Raw genomic sequence first — 21,593 nt, 5'->3', positions numbered from 1 at the left:
GGCCTCGCCGGTGCCACCGTCCGCCGGGACGTTCGGCCCCCGGCGTCCCCGGTCCACCTGACCACCGGTCCACCGATCCACCGGACGTTCCTCGGCGGCGGTCGTCACGCCACGACGGCGGTCGTCACGCCGTCGAGGGAACCAGCGGGAGCCCGTGGTCGGCCGCACGGCGCGCGATCTCGAACCCGGCACGGGTGTAGATGCCGAGGGCCCCGGTCGGGTTGTCCGCGTCGACCCCCAGCCCCGCCGTGTCGTACCCCTGCGCGCGGAACTCGCCCAGCGCGTGCGCGAGCAGCGCGCTCGCCACCCCGCGCCCCCGCCACTCGCGCGGGGTGGCGATGATCTGGATCCACGCCTCGCGGACCCCGGTCGCCTCGGTGTCGGCCTCGAAGTAGTGGGTGAGCAGGATGCCCGCACACTCCCCCGACGCGTCCAGCGCGACGAAGGACCCCTCCGTCCGGAACGCCCGCACCCCCACGATGGTGCTCCGCCAGGAATCCGGGGTGTGCTGGACACTCCCCCAGTGGTCGACGAACGAGCGGTTGCGCACCTCCCGGACGGCATCCTCCAGATCGTCCCGGTAGGTGATGATCTCCAGCCCCTCCGGCGGCGAGACCTCCGGCAGCTCGGCGCCCAGGTCGAGGGTCATCCCGTAGAACCACCGGACCGGCTTCATCCCCGCCCTGGCGACCAGCGCCCGCAGGCCCTCGTTGCGGCTGTCCACCTCGATGTGGAGTTCGAGCGGCTGCCCGGGAAAACGGCGCTCGTGCAGCACCGGGGCGTTACCGATCGCCCACTCCAGCAGACGGCCCCCCAGCCCCCTGCGCCGGTACTCCGGATGCACCCCGCCCCACAGGCTCATCCGATGGATCGGCTCGGCCGCGGACCGGGACATGGTCATCCCGTACGCGACCAGCCGGCCGGACTCCCACGCTCCCAGCGTGCCCTCGACGGGGTCGAGCAGCGGGTTGGCGAGATCCTCGGCGAGGGCCTCCGCGGTCTCCCTCCCCCCGACCTGGTCCACCTCGTCGATCGCCGCCAGCAACTCCGCCCACGCCCCGACGTCGTCCTTGGTCAGCGGAGCCCACTCGAAGGTCATGGTTGTCGAGCGTAGAAGCACGCCGCTTTCGCCGGCCACCCGTTTTCCCGCCGACTGCGGGTAGGGTGCCGCCGTGGATCTGGACGTCATCCGGCGCGGCATCGACGCGCTCCGCGAGTACGACGCGGACCTCGACCTCTTCGGCGCCCGCGAGCACCGCTACCGGTTCGAGCCACCGCTCGACAAGGCCACGCTGGAGGACGTCGAGACGCGGATCGGGGTGCGCTTTCCCGCCGACTACCGCACGTTCCTGACCCGGCTCGGCAATGGCGGCGCCGGCCCGTACTACGGGGTGCACGGGGTGCGGCCGGACAGGTCCTGGAAACGGTTCGGCGCGTTCCCGTTCACGGAGGAGTGGGAGCCGCCCACGGACGACGATGGCTACGACGACGTCATGGAAGCCGCCTTCAAGGGACTGCTGCCGGTCGCCGAGCACGGCTACCGCTCCCACCTGGTCGTCAACGGCTCCGCCGCGGGCCAGGTCTGGGGCGACTGGACATGCGTCGGCGAGGCGCTCGCCCCGCAGGCCGAGTCGTTCGGCGCGTGGTACCACGACTGGCTGGAGGTTTCGCTGCGCGAGGTGCTGAGCGAGCGGATCGAGGACACCGTGCGCGACGAGACCGGCTGGAGCGTCGACCGGCGGTTGCTCGGCCTCCTGCCGCCGCCGCTCGCCGGCGGTGACGAGCGGCCGGAGGTGAAGGTCCTGCGGCTGGCCCGCCGGGCCTACCTCGCCCTTTACGAACGCCGCGACGGCGACGCCCGCGACCTCCTCGCCCAGGCCCGCGCGGCCGGCGCCGAGGGGGACCACGAAGCGGTGCGCCTCGCGCTCGCGGAGGCCGTGCTCCTGCGCGAGGAAGGCAGGACCGCCGACGCCCTGACCACCGTGGAACACGCGATCCCGCGGAACGGCTGGTGGTACGACAGGTCGTGGCTGCACCGCCTGCGCGTCGAGTTGCTTCTGGCGCAGAGCCGGCTGGACGACGCGTACACGGCGACCGAGGAGCACATCGCGCGCTGTCCCGACGACGACTTCGGCTACGTACGCCGAGCTCTCCTTCGGGTGTTGACCGGTGACCCCTCGGCCGCCGAGGAGGTCCTGCGCGCCGACGCCCCGCTCGGGAGGGGAGTTCGGTCGGCAGGCCACCCACGTCCCGCCGACCGCACCCCCGTCGCGCTACGGCTCCGCGCCCGGCGCCTGGCCTGGGAGTGCCGCCGCTGGGGACACGCCACCGACGCGCCCCGCTTCGACGCGATCGCCACCGCCTGACCGGGCTCCGACGACGGTCCCCGGCCGTGCGCCCCGTGATGTCATCCTCATCTTGCAGGTGTCTTAGTACGTGCGAGAAGTGGTCTGACGGGTTGTCTTATGCGGGTTCGCGTACGGATTGGGCGGTTGCCGGCGACGACTCCTCGACCACCGGCGGCTTCAGGAGGCTGGTCCCCCAGGCGACCGCGACGGTGACCAGGGAGAGGATCAGACCGATGATCACGGTGGCGGAAACGCTGTAGTTGTTGATCGCGACACCACCGGCGAACGCGCCGAACGCGATACCGACGTTGGCCGCGTACTCCACCGGACGCGACCGGCCGTGCTCCACCGGGGTGGAGCACGGCCTACCCGTAACACGTCGGTGATCATGAAATACAGTGCCGTTACGGGGTGTTTCAGATCGTTCGTCACACATCGATACGGGGCACCATCGCCCTATTGCCGCGGGGATCCCTTGGACCCGTTCATCGAGAGGACGTCTGGTCTCAGGGGCCCTACTTCCACTCGATGACCTGGAGGTAGTTTCCGTCGAGGTCGGCGAACGTGCCGAATTTTCCCTTCTCCCGGTCCTCGACCGAGATCCACTCCACGCCGGCCGCATTCAGCTGGGCCTCCACGGCGTCGAAGTCGTCGACGTGGAAGTTGATGATCGCGCGGCCCGGTTCGCTGTTCTTCGCCTCGACGTCGTCGCGCCCGTCGACGACCAGCAGGAAGCCGCCCAGGTCGATCGGGCCGTCGCCGGTGAACTCCGGCGCCAGCGCCTTGATGTACCAGGCACGCAGTTCGTCGGGACGGGTCGTGCCGAGCAGCATGCTTCCGGGCTTCAGCGTCGTCATGTCGAATCTCCTTGCTGTGTGATCACAGGTCGTGGCAGCGGCTATCGCCGCGCGTTCCGGTGCTACGTGAAATCGCGTTCCGCTGCCTCAGCGGTGCGCTTGATGGCCGCCAGTCGACGGTCCCAGTCGGCCGCGAGCGAGGACATCCACCGCGTGGCGGCGTCCAGGCTCTCGGATCTCAGCGAGTACCTCACCTCGCGCCCGACCCGGCTGCCGGTGACGAGTCCGGCGGCGTCCAAGACGGCGAGGTGCTTGACGATCGCCTGCCGGGAGACGGGGAACTGCTCGGCGAGCGTCGTCGCGGTGGCCGCGCCCAGCTCGGCGAGGAGGTCGAGCAGTCCGCGACGGATGGGGTCGGCGAGCGCGACGAGAACGCCGCTGACCTCCTCTCCCGTGTCATCGGATTCCGCCCTCACACGGTCGACTCTTCGACGCGCTTCTTCGCCGCGTCGAGGACCTGCGGCCAGCCGCTGGAAAGGTCCTCGATCGTCTTGGCGCGCACCTCATCGGACACGGCCAGCGCGGCGAAGCCGCTCTCGACCACGGTGAGGCGGGTCTTGTCACCCTCGGCGGACAGCGTGAACTCCACGAGGGTGCTGTTGCCCTCGGTCAGCTCCTGGCCAGGGGAGGCGGGAGCCCAGCGGTAGGCGATGTACGACTGCGGCTCGACCTTCACCACGCGCACCGGGAAATCGCCGTGCTCCGAGTTCCTGGCCACCGTCGACTCGCCCTCGACAGCGGTGGTGCCCTCGATGCTCTCCGGTTCGGCCACCCAGAAGCCGGGTGCGGAGACCAACGACCAGACGCGCTCGACCGAGGCGTCGATCAGGGTGTCGCGCTCGATCCGATCTTCGAACATGAGAAAACTCCTTCACGCGACGACATTAACGTGCAACCAGATTGTTGCACCTCGATCGGTCGTCGTGCAACCTACTCGTTGCACGAGAGTCGAGGACGCCGGACGATCGGGGACGACTGGGGGCGGTCGGGGACGGTCGCCAGGGTTCTGCGTAGTTCAAACGAGGAGAACCTCCCCGAAGCCCACTACCGGCGGCGAGCCGACAGCCGCCCCGGCGATGTTCGCCGGTTAAACCGATGGCGAAGATCCACCCCGGACACAGAACCGCCATCACCGATAGCGGCGATCTACGGGATGACGCCGTCTGCGACAACAACATCTTGATCACTCTCCGCCTCCAAGTGACGACTCATTGAAATGTCGTAGCGGCCCGGCACACTGACCACCGACACGGGAGGTGGGCATGGCACGGGGCCTGGGCAGGAACGCGGTCCGGAAGTCGCTCGGCCTCAGCGTCTGGGAGATCGAGCTCGCGGCCACGACCGGCCTGCTCCGGCGCTTTCCCGACCGGACCTTCGACCCTGTCTCCGTCAGGGCGGCCGAAGCCGACGTCGAGCACTTCCGGCGATCACTCGCCGCGGAGCGGCGCTGCACCGTCACCGAGGCGTCGGCCAGGCTCGGCGTCTCGATCGACCGCTTCAAACGGATCATCGCCGCCACCGGTCTGGCACCCGTGGCCATCGAGGAGATCCGGAAGTACGGCCGGATCCTCACCGTCCGCTACTACCGCGCCGCTGACGTGGACGCTCTGGCCGACCACGCCCACGCGGACACCGAGCTACGCGCCGCCGCGCGAGCGGTCTCCCGCTCCGAAGCCGCGAGAAAGGCCGCCCAGACCCGCAAGCTGAACCTCGCGCGCACCGTCGCGGCGCGCGCGGAGATAGAGGCGACCAAGCCCACCCCCGACGCGGACTGCGTGCGGGTCCTCCTGTGGACCGCTGCGCTGATGGTCGCCGCCGGCGTCTGGCCGGGGCCTCTCAGACCCCTTCACCGCATGGCGGACCCCCGCGTCCCACCACTCACCGAGATCCTGCGCGATGCCCGCCTCCCTCGCGCCGAACTGGAGACGATGCTCGCCGAGCTCACTCCGAGATCAGCGGAGCTCGTGCGTCTTCTCGTCTCGCCCCGGGACGCGTAACGGGAGTCGGGTGTGCCCATCGAGATGATCCCGGCCGAGCTGCCCCGGTTCGGCGACCACCTACTGGCTCCCCTCCTCCGCGAGGCAGTCTCCTCACCCCCTCCCTGGCTGCTGCGGGCGCGGGCGGAGGTGGAGTTGCAACGAGCCGTCCACGCGGAGGAGCGGCGTGCCGTCGAAGAGGCGTCCCAGCGGCGCCGAGCCGAGCGAGCCGCCGTCGACCAGGCCGCCCGAGCCGCTTCCCAGCTGTCCGACGAGTCCGTGGCCGAGATGTTCGGCATACCCGCCGACGTGATCCGGCGGCTCCGCCCGGCAAGCGGCCGTTGGACGGCCGACCACGTCGCGAGACTGCTCAAGGAAACCCCACCGTGGCTGCGGGACGATGCCGCGGCCCGGGAGGAGGTCGACCGTCGCCGTCACCGCGCCGAGCGGAAAGCCGCCCGGCGCCTCTCCTGGCGCAGCCTCTGGGCCGAGGCGCTCGGCGTCCCCCTCGACCGGGTCCCCGGTTCGGTCGGACGTCCCACCCGCGCGGCGATCGAAGCCGCCAGGCGAGAGCCGCCCCGGTGGGCGCGCGAGACACCACCCGACTGAAACGTACCTGACCCTCCGCTTCATGGGCTGCCACAGTTGTCCGGAGCGTCCAACAACTGTGGCCATCCACTGGTGAGACTCAGGTCCAGCGCCGCAAGGCTACGAGCCAATCGCCGAAGAGCAGGCGCCACTCGACCAGGCTCGGGACCGGCTCGCCGCCGCAGGAAGGCTCCTTCGACGCCACCTTCCAAGGCCGCATGACTAGACCCGACGAGCGGTCCGGTGCACGCTTCGCACGGCGGCGGCCTCCGGATGCGGCCGAAGATCCGGTACGACCGCCGCCAGGCGGTCCAGCTCTCGCTTGACCCGGGATGCGATGCCTCCGCTCAGCGTGAACCGAGTCGGGGACGGCGCTCGCAGTGCTCCGTCGAGCAGGTGGAGCGCACCCCTGCTACCGATTCCCGTATGCCCGAGGTCCAGATGGGCCAGCCGATGCGGGGAGGTGGCCAGCGCTCGGGCGATGGACGCCGCCCCCTCGTCACCGAGACGGTTGTCCTCGGCACCGAGAACCCCTGCGGACCGGACCCGTCCCAGGTCGAGCACCTCGACCCCGGCCGCCACAGCGGCGGCGACCAGTTCGACTGCGGCCACGGACCCGATGCCGTTGCTCGCCACCGACATCCGGCGCAGCCGCCCGGCCCGTACGGCTCCCGCTAGCGTTCTGGCCCCCTGATCTCCCAGCCCCGCGGCCGAAACGTAGAGTTCCTCCACCCCGTCCGCCGAGACCAGCCCCGCCAGTTTCTCGGCGCCCACCGGTCCAAGGGGATTGCCGCTCACGTACAGCCGCCCGATACCCCCGGTGGACAGCACCCGGTCCACGAGCATCGCGAGCCCGTCCGCGTCCAGACGGGTCTGGACCAGGTCGACCGTGCTCAACCCGGTACCGATGGCCTCACCGACGAGGCGACCGCCATCGGGTCCGAGCGGGTTGCGCTTGAGCCAGAGCCCTCGTACGACACCGGGTGAGGCGATCAGACGGTCGGCGATCCGGCATGCCCCGGCTGCGGTGATCCCGTTGCAGCCCAGGTAGAGCGTCTCGGCCCCGGAGGCCGTCGCCGCCTCGGCACCCGTGTCCGCGCCCGCGTCGCCCAGTTCGTCGGTGCCCAGCAGCAGATGCCGGGTCGGTCCGCCCTGCGGCAACGCCTCGGCGACCAGCTCAGCGCCGCGCGGCCCCAGTGCCTGCTTGCACAGGTCGAGGCGACCGCCGGGCATCGCCGTACCCACCGCGAAATCGGTGCGGCGGGTCACCGGCCGCCCGGTACGCAGCCACGCGAGCAAACCGTCAAGATCGCACGGCTCAGCGTGGTCCTTGCCTGAATGCTCGGCTACCACGACACCTCCACACGATTCCAGCCATAAAGCCCAGCTGTCACTATGCCCGTGTGATCCCTGTGGGCGACGTCGTTCTGGTCACGCCGCTCACCCACCATGCCGCCCGTACGATCCCCGCCGAACGATCCGCCTACCACGGCGCCTCCGCGTAGTCCTTGAGGAAGACGCCGTGCACCGGGTGGCCCGCCTCGCCGCGCACGATCGGGTCGTAGACCCGAGCCGCACCGTCGATGACGTCCAGCGGCGTCCGGCGATCGAGCCGGTCCCGCAGCGGCACCGGGTTCTCATCGGTGATCCAGCCGGTGTCCACACTGCACATGTACACACCCTCCCGCGCCAGATCGGCGGCGCTGGTACGGGTCAGCATGTTCAGCCCCGCCTTGGCCATGTTGGTGTGCGGGTGACGGCCGGTCTTGTTCGGCACCGCGAACTGCCCCTCCACCGCCGACACGTTCACGATGTACCGGCGAGGAAAGGGCGCCTCGCGCAGCAACGGCAGCAGCCTGTCGACCAGCAGGAACGGCGCGACCGCGTTGACCAGCTGGACCTCCAGCAGCTCGGCCGGGTCCACCTCCCCGATCCGCGCCGACCACGAGTTCCGCGCCGACAGATCGGGCAGCAGACCGGACACATCCGGCAGGCCCGGTGCCACGTCACCGGAACACGGCGCGGGGAGATCCGGCAGCCCCAAGACCGCGTTACCGGGGGACGGCACCGGAAGACCCAGCACCGCGCCACCGGAAGCCGTGACCGGAAGACCCAGCAGGCCCCAGGCCCCATCACCAGGAAGCGACATCGGAAGACTCGGCACGAATCCCGCCACCGCCGACGCTCCTGGCGGCAACTCGGCCCGCTCCCCCTCGACCAGGGCGGCATAGGCCGACGGCGGTCGGCGCAGGGTCTGAGCGGCGTTGTTGACCAGGATGTCCAGCCCGTCCCCGGCACTCAGAAACCGGTCGCAGAACGCGATGACCTGCCGGGGATCGCGCAGGTCGATCCCAACGACCTCCAGCCGACCTGCCCAGTCACCGGTTTCCGCGAACCTCTTGACGGCGTCGACCGGAAAGCGGGTGGTCACCGTGACGTGGGCGCCGTCGCGCAGCATCTTCAGCGCGAGCTGGTGCCCTATCTTCGTCCGTCCCCCGGTGATGAGCGCCCGTCGCCCCGACAGATCGGTACGGGCCGTACGGCGCGCGGCGTTGGAGGCCGCGCACGAGGGACAGAGCAGGTGATACAACCCGCCCACCCGGTTGAACCGCCCTTTGCAGACATAGCAACTCCGCGCCCTGCGCAGTTCCCCCGCCTCCCCCTGGGGCGACCTTCCCGTCTCTCCTCCTGGCCCCCCTTGGGGCTCTCTCCTCGTCTCACCCGATACTTCCCGTGCCTGTTCCCCTGGTGGTTCCTCGATAACAGGAGCGTCGATCACCCGGTCCGTCCCGCCCATCGCGGTGGCCGCCAGCACCGCGGCGTCGGCCTCCAGCGAGGCACGGCCACGGTCCCGCTTGCGGCGGCGCTGTCCGTCACGGACCAGCGCGAGCGCCACGTGCTCGATGCGGAGACGGTCCGGATCATCCAGCGGGAGCCGGCGCACCTCGCCGAGCACACGCAGCACCGTCGAGGCGCTCTCGGGATCCACGGCATCCTCCCTGAAGGGTGGGGCCCGGCTGGATTCGAACCAGCGTCCTCTTCCACTGCCAGAGAAAGCGCGACGGCCAACTGCGCTACGGGCCCCCAACGAAGGGTGGGGGCCGGCCGGATTCGAACCGACGTCCTTCGCCTTGCGAGGGCGACGCGACGACCAACTGCGCTACAGACCCCAAACGGAACCGGCTCAGGCTCGAACCGACACCTGTGCTCACCCTACCGACGAGATCAACTCAATTTTGGGCATTCACCGCAGCACGGAGAATCAGCTTGTCCCAAGTCGGGTGGCCACCGGTTTTGGTCGGCGTTCACCTCGGCCACTGGAAGTGTCACTCATCCATCCAGCGCGGTGATAGCCGATGTGATCAACGCACGAGCATCGGAACCGTAGACCGCCAGTTCAGCGAGCGCGGCGAACGTGTCGCCGTACATAGCGATCTCGCGCGGCTGGGTGATCGTCAAGTGCCCGGACACAAGCTCGACGGTCACCTCCGCGGCGCCGAACATCCAGAACCCCTCCACAGGCCAGATGTTCGAACGATCAGCGCCGAGCGGGACGATGCCCAGCGAGACCGTGGGCAGCGCACCCGCCGTGAGCAGGTACCCCAGCTGGCCGGCCATGGTCTCCGGGCCGCCGATGGGATGGCGTAAGACGTTCTCCTCCAAGAGAACTGCGAATCGACGGTCTCCCTCACGGACGACGTTCTGCTTGTCCACGCGCACCTGCACGGCCGCATCTACATCGTCCGGGAGAGACCGCCGTCGCATGATCGCAGTGCTGATCAGGCAGGCCGATAGTCGTCGTGGGGGATGGCGCGCTTCCACACCGCCTCGAACGCCGCAACACAGAACTTCACGAGATCCGAGTCGGTGAAGGTCTCCGCCCCCACCTTGTCTCCGTCACCGCTGAAGTAACTGACGAGCAACGTCTCTCCGTCGAACAACCAGAAGTCGTTGCCGGGCAACGCCAGATCGGTGGCGTTGCGTCGGGGCAGCCAGCGCACCTGCTCTCCGGCACGCACATTGGGAAAAGTGACGTCGTACTCGTAGCGGATGTACTGGCTGACAGGTTCGGACACGATCCGGGCGCGCCGTACCTCCACACCTCGGGTCGTCGCGTCGACGACGTTCTGTAGCCATGGCCGCCACCAGGAAGACCGATCATCCGGGTTGATCCGGTGACCTGCCTGCCAGGCATGGTAGCCAGGGTCGTCGAGCATGTAACCGTCGCGCATCTCCAGGTGCAGGGCGGAGTGCGCGCACACGCGTAGCCATTGTTCAAGCGTCCGTCCGACCGCCACCGTTCACCTCCGGGAAAAACTGCATCATGCGCTCGTGGAACCGGATCACCGTCTCCTCCTCAGCGATTCACCGGAAAACGGAGACCGCAGGTCACACCGATTATCCTCATGCCTCGAGGTTGATCCGCCCGAGGAACGCACCCCGCTCGGCGCGTTTGACCTCCGCGACCTTCTCGATGTCCCACCACTCGTACCCGTGGACATGGGCGACGGCCCGCAGGACTTCGAGCATGTCGGCGATCTCCTCCGCCACCCCGGCCGCCGGAGCCTCGCGCAGTTCCGCCGCCTCCTCGAACAGCTTCTCCAGCAGTGCCTCGCGATAGGCAGCGTCCCCGAGAACGGTCACCACCGGTTCCCCGCCACCCGCACGAATGATCTCCGGAATCCTGTCCCGCACGAGTTTCCCCACCTCAGACCGCCCTTCGCGCATGTACGGCTTTCTTCGGAAAGCCCAGAGACTACCGGCCTCCTCCTCCGTGCGCGCTTCCCTACACGAGCGGTGAAAATAGCCTGTATTTCGGCAAATACACACCAAGGGCGGCGGCGGATGGACTTCTCTCACTGGGAGCGGAGCCCACGCTCCTCGTGGCGCATGGCCGTGCTGATGGGGGCGAACAGCCGTACCTACAAGTTCGCCCTCGGTGCCGCCCTCCTGGACGCCGCAGCCGAAGGCCGGTCGGAGATCCTGCTCCGGGATCTGGCGGCGCCGTACGCGATGGGGCTGGTACGGCATCTCGGCCAGGCGCCACAGGTATCCCAGAAGGGCGAACGGGGAGAAAAGGACTTCCTCTCGGTGGCCGAGCGAGAGGCCGCGGAGTCACTCAGGCTCGGGAGCCCCACCGAAGAACTACTGGCGGCGGCTGTCGACTCCATGCCCAGGATGGTGATGCGGAAGTTCCACAACCTGCGTGGCGAAGGAGCGGAGGTGCCGCACCGCTTCTATGAGGTGACGGGCCGTTCCCACGAACAGGTCGTCCGGCTGGGCAAGGAACTCAGCGATATCGCCCGGTCAGAGCAGGCTCCGACCCTGCGGGGCGAGCTGTCAGCCCGCTGGAGCATCGTGGAGACGTCCTTCGCCGCCGGGATCGGCCGCAGCCTGATCGATGAGGGTGTCGCCGTGGACATGACCACCCTGCAGATCACCGACAGGCGGCGCCGCCGATCGGTCACCGGCGTCACGGACGCGGTCATCGGCTTCCAGCACGGTCTCTGCATGATCTGCGCGGAACCCATCACCCTGGGCATCGACGTCATCGCCGTCGACCACGTGTTCCCTTACTCGTTCATGAGGCTTCTCCGCCCCGGAGGCGGGGGCACGGCACCGGACCTGGACGCGGTCTGGAACCTGGCCCCCACACACGCATGGTGCAACGGCCAGAAGAGCAACCGGCCACCTGCTCCAGCGGAAATGATCAGGCTGGCTCAGCGAAACGAAGCCATCATGCGGTCACCGCACCCACTCAAGAAGACCCTGAAGTTGGCCTTGGAGCACAACGGGTACAAAGGAACCCGGCCGGGCCAGTGGTTCACGTTCATCCAACACGTACGCGACCTCCTCTGACGCGCCCGTCAACGGTGAGGGGGCAGCCGTCGAGGGCTTCCCCGGCTGGAGTCGCGGGTGGAACGCCGGATCACGGGCAACGACCGGTCACGTTCGAGGACGTCGAAGTTCCCCGCGTTCGATGCCGCCGGTGAAGGCGTCGTACTCGGCGTCGGTGAACAGGTGCGGAGCCTTCTCCGGGTTCTTGGAGTCGCGCAGGGCCACGATGCCCTGGTCCAGGAAGGCGATCTGGACGCAGTTGGTGCCGCCGCTACTGAGGCTGCTGGTGTGCCAGCGGGCGTCGCGAAGCTGGGTTTCGATCCAGTCGGGGTCGAGGGTGTTCTTGTTCATGAGGGGTCCTTGGCGATCGCGGTGAGGAGCGGTATCGATGCCTTCGGGGAGAGTGCGTCGGACTTCAGCAAGTCGCTGGTGGTGCGGTAGAGCTCGACGGTCTCGGGTTCGTTCAGGTGCAGGGAGGCGCGCAGGGACTCGATGCACACGAGGTCGCGACCAGTGGGAAACGACATGAGCATGAACGGGCCGTCCATTCCCGCGTGGGCTCCGGCGGAGAACGGCAGGACCTGGATCGTGACGGCGGGGTTGGTGCGGGCGAGGTGGATCAGGTGCTCGATCTGGGCGCGCATGCAGGCCCGTCCGCCGACTTCCTGACGCAGCAGGCCCTCCGGAAGCACGACCCAGATCTTCAGTGGAGGTCGGCGCTCCAGCATGGTGCGCTGATGCTCCAGCCGCAGTGCCACGAAGCGGTCGATGTCCTCCGGCGTCTTCCAGACTCTGCTGCCCTCGGTCACCGCGCGGGCGTAGTCCGGGGTCTGGAGAAGGCCGTGGACGGTGAGGGGGTTGAAGACGAACAGGCCGCTGGCGTTCTCCACCTGGGAGAGATAGTCGCCGAGCGGGTCGTCGACCACGCCTTCGTAGCGCTGCCACCAGTCGGCTTCACCGGCTCGGCGTACGAGGTCGCGAAGTTCTTCCCTCAGGGCGGTGTCGGTGATGCCGAAGACCTCGAAGAAGTGCGGAAGCTGCTGGATCCTGAGCCCTTGCAGCCCGTTTTCGATCTTGCTGACCGTCGAGAGGGACTGGTAGCCGAGGTGGCCTGCCGCCTCCTCCTGGGTCCAGCCGAGGGCCTCACGGATGCGTCTGAGCTCCGCGCCCAGGCGTCGGCGTCGCGGCGTGGGTTCGACGGGCATGGTCACCTCCTTCCTCGTGGGGAGCGTAGTGCTCAGGACGGGGCAAGGAAATGCCATCCTCCCTTGAGGAAAGACTTTCTTATAGGAATGACTTGCCTAAAGGGTGACCCGCACTGCATCATCGAGGCGTGACAGCGATGAGTGTTCAGACAGTCACAGAAAGACATGATTGTCGGCTTTGTCTGTATGTCTTCGCGGAGACGTCCCCTGTGCGCCACCGATCCCGAAGGCACCGTTGACCTCAGGCTTCCTCACCGGGGTGAAACCCAAGCGAGCCCCGCAGAGCATCCGCCGACCTGATCGCAGGGCTGCCCCCAGTCCCATCCGTTAGGAGCAACGATGCTCATCGAGCACGTTCCGGATCCCGGCGAATACGACAGACCACACAAACGCTTCCGGATGACCGCCTGGTGCCTGCCTCCCGGCAACGCGGCCCGACGCGCCCGGGAACTGTTCCGCGACCGGCTGGCCAAACTGCCTCTGGACCCCGACGTGCTCGATGACCTGGAGATCGTGGTCTCCGAGCTGGTCACCAACGCCACTCGCTACGCCCCCGGCCCCTACGAGCTCCGCCTCCTGCACGACCAGGCCTGCCCGTCCGCGCCGAGGTCGTCGACGCCGGAGCCGGAACCACCCTCATCGGCCACCTGTTGAACCGCCCCCCGCCCGTCCCCGAGCGGATCGACGATCTCGAACTCGGCGGCCGGGGCCTGCGCATCGTCGCCGAACTCACCCACGGACGCTGCGGCACCCAGTGGACCCGCCTGTGCGGCACCGGCCAGCTCGGCACCGTCGTCTGGTTCGACCTCCCCACCCAGCGGCACCGGCCCTGACCTCCCCGACCTCCGGGGCAGCCGGGATCGTCCCCCGATCCCCTTGACCCCGGAGCCGGTCCACACTCACGGCTCCCCGTGCCGAGCGTGGACCGCACACGGAGGCCGGCGCCCACGGACCCCATCCCACTCCCGTCCGGGACGCCGACCTCCCACCCCTTATGAAGCGGCAACGCCCAACCTGCACGTAGAAAGCTTTGATGGCCCGCGCCACGCGGCCGGTGTCAATGACAGCTCGGGCAAGTTCATGACGTACGCGCGCGGCGTGCGGAAGGATGACGCCGGACGGCTGGACGCACGGTGAACCTCGGAGAACTATGCAGTCGCAACCTGGCTATTGGCGCGTGTCCGACGGCACCCCCGTGACGGCGGCGGAGGCCCGGGAGATCTGGGCCCGTGAGGCCTATCCCCTGCTCGTCGATGTGGCGCGCACGTATCACGCGGTCATCACCTACAAGGAGCTCGCCGAGAGGATCCAGGAGAGCACGGGCATCCGCACCAGGACCCTGCTCCACAACTGGATCGGAACCGTTCCGAGCAAGGTGGTCCGGGAAGCTCATCGCCGCGGCGACCCGCAGCTCACCGCCCTGGTGGTGCGCACCGACGACGGCATGGTGGGCGAGGGCTACAAGGAGGTTCTCGAGGTCGCCGGAGAGCCACCGGCGGACAGCGTTCCGGATCGCGAGCAGCACGCCGCTCGCGCCCGGCTGGAGTGCTACCGGCGCTTCGGTGCGGCCCTGCCCGCCGATGGCGGCGTTCCCGCTCTCGCCCCGCTGTATCAGGCCGCCGTCGAGCGTCGACGCGTACGCACCGAGAGTTTTCCCCGGCTCTGTCCCCGCTGTTTCGTGCAGCTTCCGTCGACCGGCGCCTGCGACTCGTGCGACTAGCGGCGGCCGAGCCGTGAGGAGCCGGCTCTCCTCCGTCGTTCGCGCACGACAAAGCCCTCGCCGACTCTCTCGGGTTGTCCTCAGAGCGGGGCGGACCGGCGGGTCACGTGGGTGTTCGTCGCCTCCGCCTCGGCGCGAAAAGGAAGAACCCGGGCTCAGCTCTGCTTGGCGATGACCTGCCGGTGGTAGTCGAGATGATCCTGGCTGATCCCGTGGTCCTGGATGACTCGGAGATGGCCGAGCGAGACACCGGATGCCGTGTCCGTCGTCGTGAGGTCGGCCTGGATGGTGATCATCCCCCGGTCGAGCAGGACGTGGTGGTTGGGGCAGAGACAGAGCAGGTTGCCGGGCTCGTCGGGGCCGTTGTGCGGCTTTCCAAGCGGGCGGATGTGGGCCCCCTCGGCGTAGAAGCCCCGGTGGAGAGCGAGACGGTCGCCGCAGATCTGGCAGTGGAAGTCGTGCGCGCGCTTGATCTGCTCGGCGAGCAGGGAGTCGCGGATGACGCGCTCCACGACGGCCTCGCGACGGCTGGGTGAAGAGGACACCGCGTTCAGTCCGACTCTGGCGAGAAGCCTGTCGTGGTCGACGCCGTGGAAGTACGCGCCGAGCAGCCTCACGACGATCCGGGCCCGGATGTCCTCCCGGTCGGTGACGATCTCATGAGCCCACGACCGCAGTCCGCTGTCCGGCTGGTGCTCCTTCATCCACTTCCGCGCGTGCCGACTACTGGCTGCCGGTACGTCGGTGTGGCCGGGCAGATCCCAGAGGCCGTGATGGTGAAGCCACAGCACGGGGGACTCCGGGTTGGGCCGGTCCTCCTCGAGACCGAACTCCTCGATGAGCCGCCCGATTTCGCGGTAGGTGCTCTCCCACCGCCGCAGGCGTGGCTTGCCCTGGGCCGCGCGGCCGATCACCCAGAGCAGGGTCAACGGCTGATGCCTTTTCTGCGCACCGGTCGCGGGAGACACGGCGAGCTTGAGCGACTCGACCTTCCGCAGGAGGTCTTCGACGGAGGACACCTTGGCAGCCTGCCCCGGTTTCGTCACCTCGAAGCCCAGGCCGCCGAGCACCCGGGCGACGGTGGCGTTCCCGCCCGAGAACTCGTCAGGGCGCAAAGGCCTGCCCCCGACTCCGCGGTGAGCGACTCCGGCGATCGCCTTGGAGTCGTACCGCCTGCCGCCGTGAAGGAGGAAGTAGCCGAGAGCGGGCCGGTAGCCGTACTCCTCGAGAAAAGCGTCGCGGCCCAGCTTGTCGAACTCGTCGATGGCGGCGAGCACCATCTCACGTCGAAGATCGGAAAGCGCCACCCCACGAGCCTATGCAGGTATCACCGAAACCGCCGCTGATTTCAGGTGAAATCGCACTTCCGGCCAACGGGGGCGCCGGCCGAAATCCTTTGCGGGGACCAGCCGTTCCCGACAGGGCCGGGAAGGCTCGGAACCGAGGTCGGGCAAGAGAGCCCTCCAGCAAGATCGAACCGTGCCTCACGCCTGTGCAACGTGCCGGCCTCTTGCATCGGAGGCGCCTGACGGAGAGGGCCGGGAGGGCCGATTCGTCCCGCTACGAAGGCATCACACTCTGCTCGTTCGCGCTGCCCATTCGAGCCTTGCGTGCGATCGTTCAGGCAGACGAGCACTGAAGGAAGGCACCCGGATGCTCAACAGCTCACCTGGTTACGCGGTCGTCGACCTGGAGACCACGGGCCTGCGCCCCTCCCGGCACGACCGGATCATCGAGATCGGCATCGTGCACCTCGATGCCACCGGTCAGATCACCGGCGAGTGGAGCACGCTGGTCAATCCCGGGCGCGACCTCGGCCCGCAGCACGTCCACGGCATCAACGCCGCCGACATCCGTCACGCCCCCACCTTCGACGACATCGCCGCGACACTGGCCACCCTGCTGCACGGACGCGTCCCGGTGGCCCACAATCTCCCCTTCGACCTCGGCTTCCTGACCTACGAGTTCCAACGGCTCGGCGTGACCGCACCGCTCCGCCACGACCTCGGCGTATGCACCATGGCGGAAGCCGTACGGTTTCTCCCCCAGGCCCCGCGCAACCTCGCCGGTTGCTGCGCCGTGGCCGACATTCCGCTCGACGGCCACCACGACGCGCTCGTCGACGCCCGCGCCGCCGCCGGCCTCCTGCGCCACTACCTCGCCCTGGCTGGCGCCACCCACCCATGGCATCCCTTGCTCGCCACCGCGGCACGGACCTCCTGGCCCACGCTCCCCGGTGCCGGAACACCGTGGGTACGGCGCGGCGTCTCCACCGAACGCGACGGCCATTTCCTGGCCCGCATCCTCGACCGGCTCCCCCGCGTACCTCAGCCCGTAATGGCCGATTCCTATCTCGCCCTGCTCGACCAGGCTCTGCTGGACCAGCACATCTCCGCCGCCGAAGCCGACGCCCTCGTCCAGCTCGCCGTCGATCTCGGACTTACCCGCACCGAGCTGGAACGGCTGCACCATGACTACCTGACCGCGCTCGCGCACGCCGCCCTGGCCGACGGCGTCGTCACCGCCTCCGAACGGCGAGAGCTGGACCTCGTCGCCACCCTGCTCGGCCTGCCCGGCGAATCAGTCGACAAGGCACTCACCCGCGCGACGCGGGAGCGCCCCTCCGTACCCTCTCGCTTCAAACTGGCCACCGGTGACCTGGTGGTGTTCACCGGCGAGATGGACGGCGGCCGCGAAACCTGGGAGGCCCTCGCCCGCCAGGCCGGCTACGTTCCACATCCCAACATCACGAAGAAGGTCCGGATACTGGTCGCCGCCGATCCCGACACCCTCTCCGGTAAGGCCCGCAAGGCACGCGCCTACGGCATCCCCATCGTCACCCCGGATGCGTTCAACGGCATGCTTCTCTGAGGACGGCCAGCCTGGCACGGAGAGCCATGATCACCGGGAACATCCATGTGGCGGCTTCAGACTCGTCGCGCACAGCGCTTTCGTTGCCTCCCGGCTCCGGACTTCTTGGCCGGCTGATTCCGGCGACAGGAAAGATAACCTTATGTGATCGACCACACGCTTCACGTGACACGATTTGGCCTTTACATGTGATGGCTGGAGCAAGGTCATGGAGCACGGCAAGAGGACATGTGTCATGCGTACGGGACCGGTGCGCATCTCCAGCAAGAACCAGGTGACCCTGCCTGCGGCGGTGCTGCGCAAGCTCGGTCTTCACGCGGGAGACCCGGTCGACATCGCCGAAGAGGACGGCCAGATCATCCGGCGACACCGCTGCCGTCTCGACGGTGTGATCTGCACCATTCCCGGCTTCATCGAGGCCGTGGACGTCGAGGCGAGCCGCGAGAGCTGGGGATGACGGGCGCCGACCGTGACGCTCGACACCGGCGTCATCGCCGACTTGCTCGATTTCGACGACGCGTTGCACGGCCGTACCCGTGACGCCGTTCGCCGCTGGGAGAACAAGGCGAACTCGTCCAATGGGGACGAACGTCTCCTCGGGGATCTCGCCATCTCAGGGGGTGTACCTGGCTACACCCGAGGTGTGCACGTAGTCGGATTCCGGCGGTGAGCCGGATTTTCTACCGTCGTTCTCATGAAGGTCATCGAGGCGGCAGGCGTTCGTGAGCGCTCCTCGGGCCAGGTGACGGCGCCCACCATGCCGTCCGCCATCGACGGAAGGAAGCAGCCGGCATGATGAAGAACGCAGACTTCAGGCATCGGCGCGAGGTATCGCCGGGCGTTTACCGCATCGATCCGGACGCGACGACGGTCCGCTTCACGACACGTGCGGTGTTCGGCCTGCTGCCCGTACGAGGATCCTTCAGGGTTGATCACGGCCGGATCCTGGTCACCGACGATGTCGGCGACTCCACCGTGGACGTGGTGATCCGGGCGGCCAGCTTCGAAAGCGGTAACTCGCAGCGCGATGGGCATGTCCGGTCCCCGGACTACCTCGACGCCGCCGTGCACCCCGAGATCGTCTTCCGCGCCCACGGTGTCGAACGATCCGCCGAAGGCGCCGAGGTGCGGGGATCGCTGACCGTGCGAGGCGTGACGCGGCCGACGGTCCTGACACTCGGCCCGGTCGTCATCGATGATCGGTGCCTGAGAGTCCGGGCCACGACCAGCGTCGACAGGTACGCCTTCGGCCTGACCAGGGCGAAGGGCATGACAGGCCGCCACCTCGGTATCACTCTCGAAGTCGTCGCCTTCCCGATCGGGACATAGGGGGCTCTTCGACGTCACGCGAACCGTCGCGCGGGACTGCCCGCGTCCTCATTCGTCGATGCCGCCTCGGCCTGGCGCGCCGGGAGTCCTATGCTGTCCGACCATGCGCCTCCACGCCGCCCCCGTGGTCACCCGATGGGCTCTCCTCGCGACCATGTGCCTCACCGTCCTGCCGTCCGGGGTCGCGCAGGCCGCCTCGCCCGAGAGTCCGCTCCTGAAAACCGGGAAGCTGGCGGCCACCTCCTGCCAGGAACCGCCGATCATCGACAGGGGCGTGCCGCTGACGCGCGAGTATCTGGCGGCGGTCGTGAGATGCCTGAACACATCGTGGTCCGCCCACTTCGCCCACGCCGGGCTGAGGTTCCGCAAGCCCACGGTCCGCTTCTACGAGGAACCGGCGCGGCGCGTGTGCGGGGTGCGCTGGCCCGCCAACGCGGCGGCCTTCTACTGCACCGAACGGGCCACGCTGGTCTTCCCGCTCACCGGCCACTGGATCGAGGACCGGACCGACCTGTACCCCCTCAAGGTGGCGGCCCACGAATACGGCCACCACCTGCAGAGCCTCACCGGCGTCAGGGACGGCTACGAGGCCCGCGTCCGCTCCGACCGTGGCCACCAGGCCGAGCTCGGCCGCCGCTACGAGCTCCAGGCCGACTGCCTGGCGGGCGTGTTCCTGGGCAGCGTACGAGGCTCGCTGCCCCGCACCGGACAGGACTGGGAGGCGCTGTCCGGCGCGCTCCGTGCCGGCGGCGACGACGACGGCCACCGCACCCACGGCACCGGCGCCAACCGGCTCCGCTGGTTCGAACGCGGCCACCGGGCCGTCTCCCCCGCCGCCTGCGACACGTGGACGGCCCCCGCGTCCCGGGTGTCCTGACCGCGCGGGGAGAAACGTCCGCGGGCCCGCGCCCCGACGGCGCGTCCGGCCGCGGGAGCACCGGACCGGACACCCCGGTGTGCCGTCGGAGAACATGTCATCAGCCCCGGACGCGAAGCCGGGGAGACGAGGAGACGGAGAAATGCGCGGGTCACCACACGATCGGGCCCTGGCGCCCCCACCGCTCCCGATCCACCGCGATCCCCCCGGGAGGGCCTGATGGAGGCCCGGGACCACGAGCTTCTGCAGGCCGCCAAGCACCTCGCCATCGCGCTGGACCTCACCCCCGCCGAGGTCATGCGGCGCGTCGTGGAGCTGGGCCGCGGCGAACGCGCCGACTGGTCCAGCGGCGCGCTGCTGCTGTTCGCCCTCGCCCAGCTGGCGGCCGAGCGGCCGCCCCCGCCCGGAGCGGGCGGGCGCACCGAGACGGTCGAGGACGTCGAGGCGCCGAGCCTCGGTGTCCTCCCGGGGAGCCGGCGACGCGGCGCGCCCCGGCACGGTCGCGACCATGCCGGACGGCCCTCGCCCGGCGAGTGACCACCGGACCCGCCGAACCCGCCGGGCGTGCGCGCTCAGAGGGGTCTGTACATGATGTGCAGCCCGACGTAGCCCTTGACCGGATGGTCGAAGCCCTCCGGCAGGGTCGCCAGCACCGCGAAACCGAGTGAGCGCCACAGTCCCACCGCCCGGGTGTTGGTCTCCACGACGGCGTTGAACTGCATCGCCCGGTAGCCCTCGGCACGCGCCCAGTCCAGGGCGTGCTCGCCCAGCGCCCGCCCGACGCCGCGTCCGGCGTGATCGGGGTGGACCATGAAGCTCGCACTGGAGATGTGTGAGGCGGGCCCCATGTGATTGGGGTTCATCTTGGCCGTGCCCAGAACGGTCCCACCGGTGTCGACGGCGACCACCGTGCGTCCTGGATGCTCGAGAAGCCACATCGCCCGGGCCCGCTCCTCGCTGACGTCGCGATCCCAGGTGAAGGTCTCACCGGCCGCCACGATCTGACGCAGGAAAGGCCAGATCAGTGGCCAGTCGGCGGACGTCGCGTCTCTGATCAACATGACGTCCAGCATGCTGGCCGGGATGACGGGCCGCAAACCGTTTCCACAGGGATCCTCGCCGACACCGCCTGACCGCACGGAAACTGTTGTCCAGCGCCGGGACTGTCTTCTATGACGTCCGGCGGCGCACCCTGATGTTCGGCACCACCCCTGTCGGCCGCGGCTGACATCCCGGGCGGCGCGCGGGTGCAGGCCCTCACTTCCCCAGTACCGAAAATCTGTAGTGGCTGAAGTAGACATCCGTGGTGGGTGGGGGTAGAGTTCCTGACATCGCAAGGAACGGATCCACGAGGGCAGAGCAGGACGTAGGCATCACGACGAACTGCCCGGACGAGCGTGGACAGCTGGCTGACAAAGACGACGCAGTGAAGAGGGGCAGCGGGTCGGACGTGCCAGGACCGGCAGCAGGTGAAAGGGTCCCGGCCGTGGGCGCACTGCCACCGCGGTAACGGAAAAAGCACCAACGTCGGACGTGCCAGGGCCGAAGCAGCGGAAGGGTCCCGGCCGTGGACGCGCAGCTGCGGCGAACAGCGAACGGGCAGAAGGTCGGACGTGCCAGGACCGGCGGTAGGTGAAAGGGTCCCGGCCGTGGACGCACTGCCACAGCGGTAACGAGGTACGACGTCGGACGTGCCGGGACCGGCACAGCAGGTCAAGGGTTCCGGCCGTGGACGCGCAGCTGCGGTGATCAGTGATGCATGAGGTCGAAGAAGCAGAGATAGCGAAGGGAGTGTTGAACGCCATCAGGATCGCCCGTTGACGGCTGATGTTCCGCCGCGCGGGTACCGCAGTCCCACGGATTGGAAGGTGGTCTACGGTCACGCATACGCGATCCCCGCATCCCCGCCCCATCGGGCGGCCGGTGCGGAAGAAACGGATCGGCCCCAGGGCCGATAGATGGTGTTGAACCTCGCGGGCCCCGG

General features: G+C 68.8%; 27 protein-coding genes and 2 tRNA genes. 13 read left to right on the top strand and 16 right to left on the bottom strand.

The features are described from left to right. Window positions 1-124 precede the first annotated feature (124 nt). Window positions 125-1,099, bottom strand: a complete 975-nt coding sequence (locus ACTOQ2_RS37995) for a GNAT family N-acetyltransferase (protein ID WP_440105914.1) — start codon at window positions 1,097-1,099, stop codon at window positions 125-127. A gap of 73 nt (window positions 1,100-1,172) precedes the next feature. Here ACTOQ2_RS37995 and ACTOQ2_RS37990 point away from each other — a divergent pair, with 73 nt between their 5' ends. After that, window positions 1,173-2,366, top strand: a complete 1,194-nt coding sequence (locus ACTOQ2_RS37990) for an SMI1/KNR4 family protein (RefSeq protein WP_440105912.1) — start codon at window positions 1,173-1,175, stop codon at window positions 2,364-2,366. 97 nt (window positions 2,367-2,463) lie between these two features. Here ACTOQ2_RS37990 and ACTOQ2_RS37985 read toward each other — a convergent pair whose 3' ends face one another. The 4 genes from ACTOQ2_RS37985 to ACTOQ2_RS37970 form a co-directional block, all read right to left on the bottom strand. Further along, window positions 2,464-2,673, bottom strand: a complete 210-nt coding sequence (locus tag ACTOQ2_RS37985) for a hypothetical protein (RefSeq protein WP_440105910.1) — start codon at window positions 2,671-2,673, stop codon at window positions 2,464-2,466. A 190-nt stretch (window positions 2,674-2,863) separates the two neighbouring features. Then, window positions 2,864-3,205: a VOC family protein gene (locus ACTOQ2_RS37980; protein ID WP_362677032.1), complete on the bottom strand. Its 342-nt coding sequence runs from the start codon at window positions 3,203-3,205 to the stop codon at window positions 2,864-2,866. Between the two features lie 62 nt (window positions 3,206-3,267). Then, entirely contained in the window at window positions 3,268-3,621 is a 354-nt protein-coding gene (locus tag ACTOQ2_RS37975) for an ArsR/SmtB family transcription factor (RefSeq protein ID WP_440105908.1), read from the bottom strand. Then, window positions 3,618-4,064: an SRPBCC domain-containing protein gene (locus ACTOQ2_RS37970; RefSeq protein ID WP_440105906.1), complete on the bottom strand. Its 447-nt coding sequence runs from the start codon at window positions 4,062-4,064 to the stop codon at window positions 3,618-3,620. The genes ACTOQ2_RS37975 and ACTOQ2_RS37970 overlap by 4 nt, the downstream gene beginning before the upstream one ends. A 403-nt stretch (window positions 4,065-4,467) precedes the next feature. Here ACTOQ2_RS37970 and ACTOQ2_RS37965 point away from each other — a divergent pair, with 403 nt between their 5' ends. Together ACTOQ2_RS37965 and ACTOQ2_RS37960 are read left to right on the top strand one after the other, a co-directional pair. Then, window positions 4,468-5,202: a hypothetical protein gene (locus tag ACTOQ2_RS37965; RefSeq protein WP_440105904.1), complete on the top strand. Its 735-nt coding sequence runs from the start codon at window positions 4,468-4,470 to the stop codon at window positions 5,200-5,202. A 12-nt stretch (window positions 5,203-5,214) separates the two neighbouring features. Beyond that, a complete protein-coding gene (locus ACTOQ2_RS37960) occupies window positions 5,215-5,790 on the top strand; it encodes a hypothetical protein (protein WP_440105902.1) in 576 nt (191 codons plus the stop codon). A 201-nt stretch (window positions 5,791-5,991) separates the two neighbouring features. Here ACTOQ2_RS37960 and ACTOQ2_RS37955 read toward each other — a convergent pair whose 3' ends face one another. The 7 genes from ACTOQ2_RS37955 to ACTOQ2_RS37925 all read right to left on the bottom strand — a co-directional run bounded on the left by ACTOQ2_RS37955 (window position 5,992) and on the right by ACTOQ2_RS37925 (window position 10,413). Then, a complete protein-coding gene (locus tag ACTOQ2_RS37955) occupies window positions 5,992-7,068 on the bottom strand; it encodes a ribonuclease inhibitor (RefSeq protein WP_440105900.1) in 1,077 nt (358 codons plus the stop codon). A 184-nt stretch (window positions 7,069-7,252) separates the two neighbouring features. Beyond that, window positions 7,253-8,758 (bottom strand): SDR family NAD(P)-dependent oxidoreductase, encoded by a 1,506-nt coding sequence (locus ACTOQ2_RS37950; RefSeq protein WP_440105898.1) that lies wholly within the window; start codon window positions 8,756-8,758, stop codon window positions 7,253-7,255. 19 nt (window positions 8,759-8,777) lie between these two features. Next, a tRNA-Ala gene (locus ACTOQ2_RS37945) sits at window positions 8,778-8,853 on the bottom strand. An 11-nt stretch (window positions 8,854-8,864) separates the two neighbouring features. Then, window positions 8,865-8,940 (bottom strand) — tRNA-Ala (locus ACTOQ2_RS37940). 159 nt (window positions 8,941-9,099) lie between these two features. After that, entirely contained in the window at window positions 9,100-9,534 is a 435-nt protein-coding gene (locus ACTOQ2_RS37935) for a DUF5753 domain-containing protein (protein ID WP_440105896.1), read from the bottom strand. Between the two features lie 14 nt (window positions 9,535-9,548). After that, window positions 9,549-10,067: a DUF6879 family protein gene (locus ACTOQ2_RS37930; RefSeq protein WP_440105894.1), complete on the bottom strand. Its 519-nt coding sequence runs from the start codon at window positions 10,065-10,067 to the stop codon at window positions 9,549-9,551. 106 nt (window positions 10,068-10,173) lie between these two features. Beyond that, on the bottom strand, window positions 10,174-10,413 hold the full coding sequence (locus ACTOQ2_RS37925; protein ID WP_440105892.1) for a hypothetical protein: 240 nt from the start codon (window positions 10,411-10,413) through the stop codon (window positions 10,174-10,176). A 201-nt stretch (window positions 10,414-10,614) separates the two neighbouring features. On the opposite strand from ACTOQ2_RS37925, the gene ACTOQ2_RS37920 reads away from it, so the two are divergent. Next, entirely contained in the window at window positions 10,615-11,628 is a 1,014-nt protein-coding gene (locus ACTOQ2_RS37920) for a hypothetical protein (protein WP_440105891.1), read from the top strand. Window positions 11,629-11,715: 87 nt separating this feature from the next. On the opposite strand, the gene ACTOQ2_RS37915 is transcribed toward ACTOQ2_RS37920, so the two are convergent. Next, the gene (locus ACTOQ2_RS37915; RefSeq protein WP_440105889.1) at window positions 11,716-11,958 is read right to left on the bottom strand and encodes a DUF397 domain-containing protein; all 243 of its coding nucleotides are present in this window, start codon (window positions 11,956-11,958) and stop codon (window positions 11,716-11,718) included. Beyond that, window positions 11,955-12,812: a helix-turn-helix domain-containing protein gene (locus tag ACTOQ2_RS37910; RefSeq protein WP_440105887.1), complete on the bottom strand. Its 858-nt coding sequence runs from the start codon at window positions 12,810-12,812 to the stop codon at window positions 11,955-11,957. Before ACTOQ2_RS37910 ends, ACTOQ2_RS37915 begins: the two co-directional genes overlap by 4 nt. A 339-nt stretch (window positions 12,813-13,151) precedes the next feature. Here ACTOQ2_RS37910 and ACTOQ2_RS37905 point away from each other — a divergent pair, with 339 nt between their 5' ends. From ACTOQ2_RS37905 to ACTOQ2_RS37895, 3 genes are all read left to right on the top strand, one after another. Further along, window positions 13,152-13,466, top strand: coding sequence for an ATP-binding protein (locus tag ACTOQ2_RS37905; RefSeq protein WP_440105886.1), 315 nt, complete (start codon window positions 13,152-13,154; stop codon window positions 13,464-13,466). Continuing rightward, the gene (locus ACTOQ2_RS37900) at window positions 13,463-13,645 is read left to right on the top strand and encodes a hypothetical protein (protein ID WP_440105884.1); all 183 of its coding nucleotides are present in this window, start codon (window positions 13,463-13,465) and stop codon (window positions 13,643-13,645) included. Before ACTOQ2_RS37905 ends, ACTOQ2_RS37900 begins: the two co-directional genes overlap by 4 nt. A 317-nt stretch (window positions 13,646-13,962) precedes the next feature. Further along, window positions 13,963-14,532, top strand: a complete 570-nt coding sequence (locus ACTOQ2_RS37895; RefSeq protein ID WP_440105882.1) for a hypothetical protein — start codon at window positions 13,963-13,965, stop codon at window positions 14,530-14,532. Between the two features lie 155 nt (window positions 14,533-14,687). On the opposite strand, the gene ACTOQ2_RS37890 is transcribed toward ACTOQ2_RS37895, so the two are convergent. After that, the gene (locus ACTOQ2_RS37890; RefSeq protein ID WP_440105880.1) at window positions 14,688-15,839 is read right to left on the bottom strand and encodes an HNH endonuclease; all 1,152 of its coding nucleotides are present in this window, start codon (window positions 15,837-15,839) and stop codon (window positions 14,688-14,690) included. A gap of 346 nt (window positions 15,840-16,185) precedes the next feature. On the opposite strand from ACTOQ2_RS37890, the gene ACTOQ2_RS37885 reads away from it, so the two are divergent. The 6 genes from ACTOQ2_RS37885 to ACTOQ2_RS37860 all read left to right on the top strand — a co-directional run bounded on the left by ACTOQ2_RS37885 (window position 16,186) and on the right by ACTOQ2_RS37860 (window position 20,146). Continuing rightward, on the top strand, window positions 16,186-17,403 hold the full coding sequence (locus tag ACTOQ2_RS37885; RefSeq protein WP_440105878.1) for an exonuclease domain-containing protein: 1,218 nt from the start codon (window positions 16,186-16,188) through the stop codon (window positions 17,401-17,403). A 235-nt stretch (window positions 17,404-17,638) separates the two neighbouring features. Next, window positions 17,639-17,860 (top strand): AbrB/MazE/SpoVT family DNA-binding domain-containing protein, encoded by a 222-nt coding sequence (locus ACTOQ2_RS37880; protein WP_440105876.1) that lies wholly within the window; start codon window positions 17,639-17,641, stop codon window positions 17,858-17,860. Between the two features lie 12 nt (window positions 17,861-17,872). Continuing rightward, entirely contained in the window at window positions 17,873-18,073 is a 201-nt protein-coding gene (locus ACTOQ2_RS37875; protein WP_440105874.1) for a hypothetical protein, read from the top strand. Window positions 18,074-18,195: 122 nt separating this feature from the next. Beyond that, window positions 18,196-18,732, top strand: a complete 537-nt coding sequence (locus ACTOQ2_RS37870; RefSeq protein WP_440105872.1) for a YceI family protein — start codon at window positions 18,196-18,198, stop codon at window positions 18,730-18,732. A gap of 103 nt (window positions 18,733-18,835) precedes the next feature. Then, window positions 18,836-19,609, top strand: a complete 774-nt coding sequence (locus ACTOQ2_RS37865) for a neutral zinc metallopeptidase (RefSeq protein ID WP_440105870.1) — start codon at window positions 18,836-18,838, stop codon at window positions 19,607-19,609. Window positions 19,610-19,828: 219 nt separating this feature from the next. After that, a complete protein-coding gene (locus ACTOQ2_RS37860) occupies window positions 19,829-20,146 on the top strand; it encodes a hypothetical protein (protein ID WP_440105868.1) in 318 nt (105 codons plus the stop codon). A gap of 35 nt (window positions 20,147-20,181) precedes the next feature. Here the strand turns inward: ACTOQ2_RS37860 and ACTOQ2_RS37855 are convergent, their stop codons facing one another. Next, window positions 20,182-20,670, bottom strand: coding sequence for an N-acetyltransferase family protein (locus ACTOQ2_RS37855; protein ID WP_440105866.1), 489 nt, complete (start codon window positions 20,668-20,670; stop codon window positions 20,182-20,184). Window positions 20,671-21,593: the final 923 nt, after the last annotated feature.

Source organism: Streptosporangium sp. H16 (assembly GCF_051918855.1).
In the GTDB taxonomy this organism is placed as follows: Bacteria; Actinomycetota; Actinomycetes; order Streptosporangiales; family Streptosporangiaceae; genus Streptosporangium.
The sequence above is the reverse complement of the archived record's forward strand: the minus strand, read 5'-3'. Positions and strand labels throughout refer to the sequence as shown.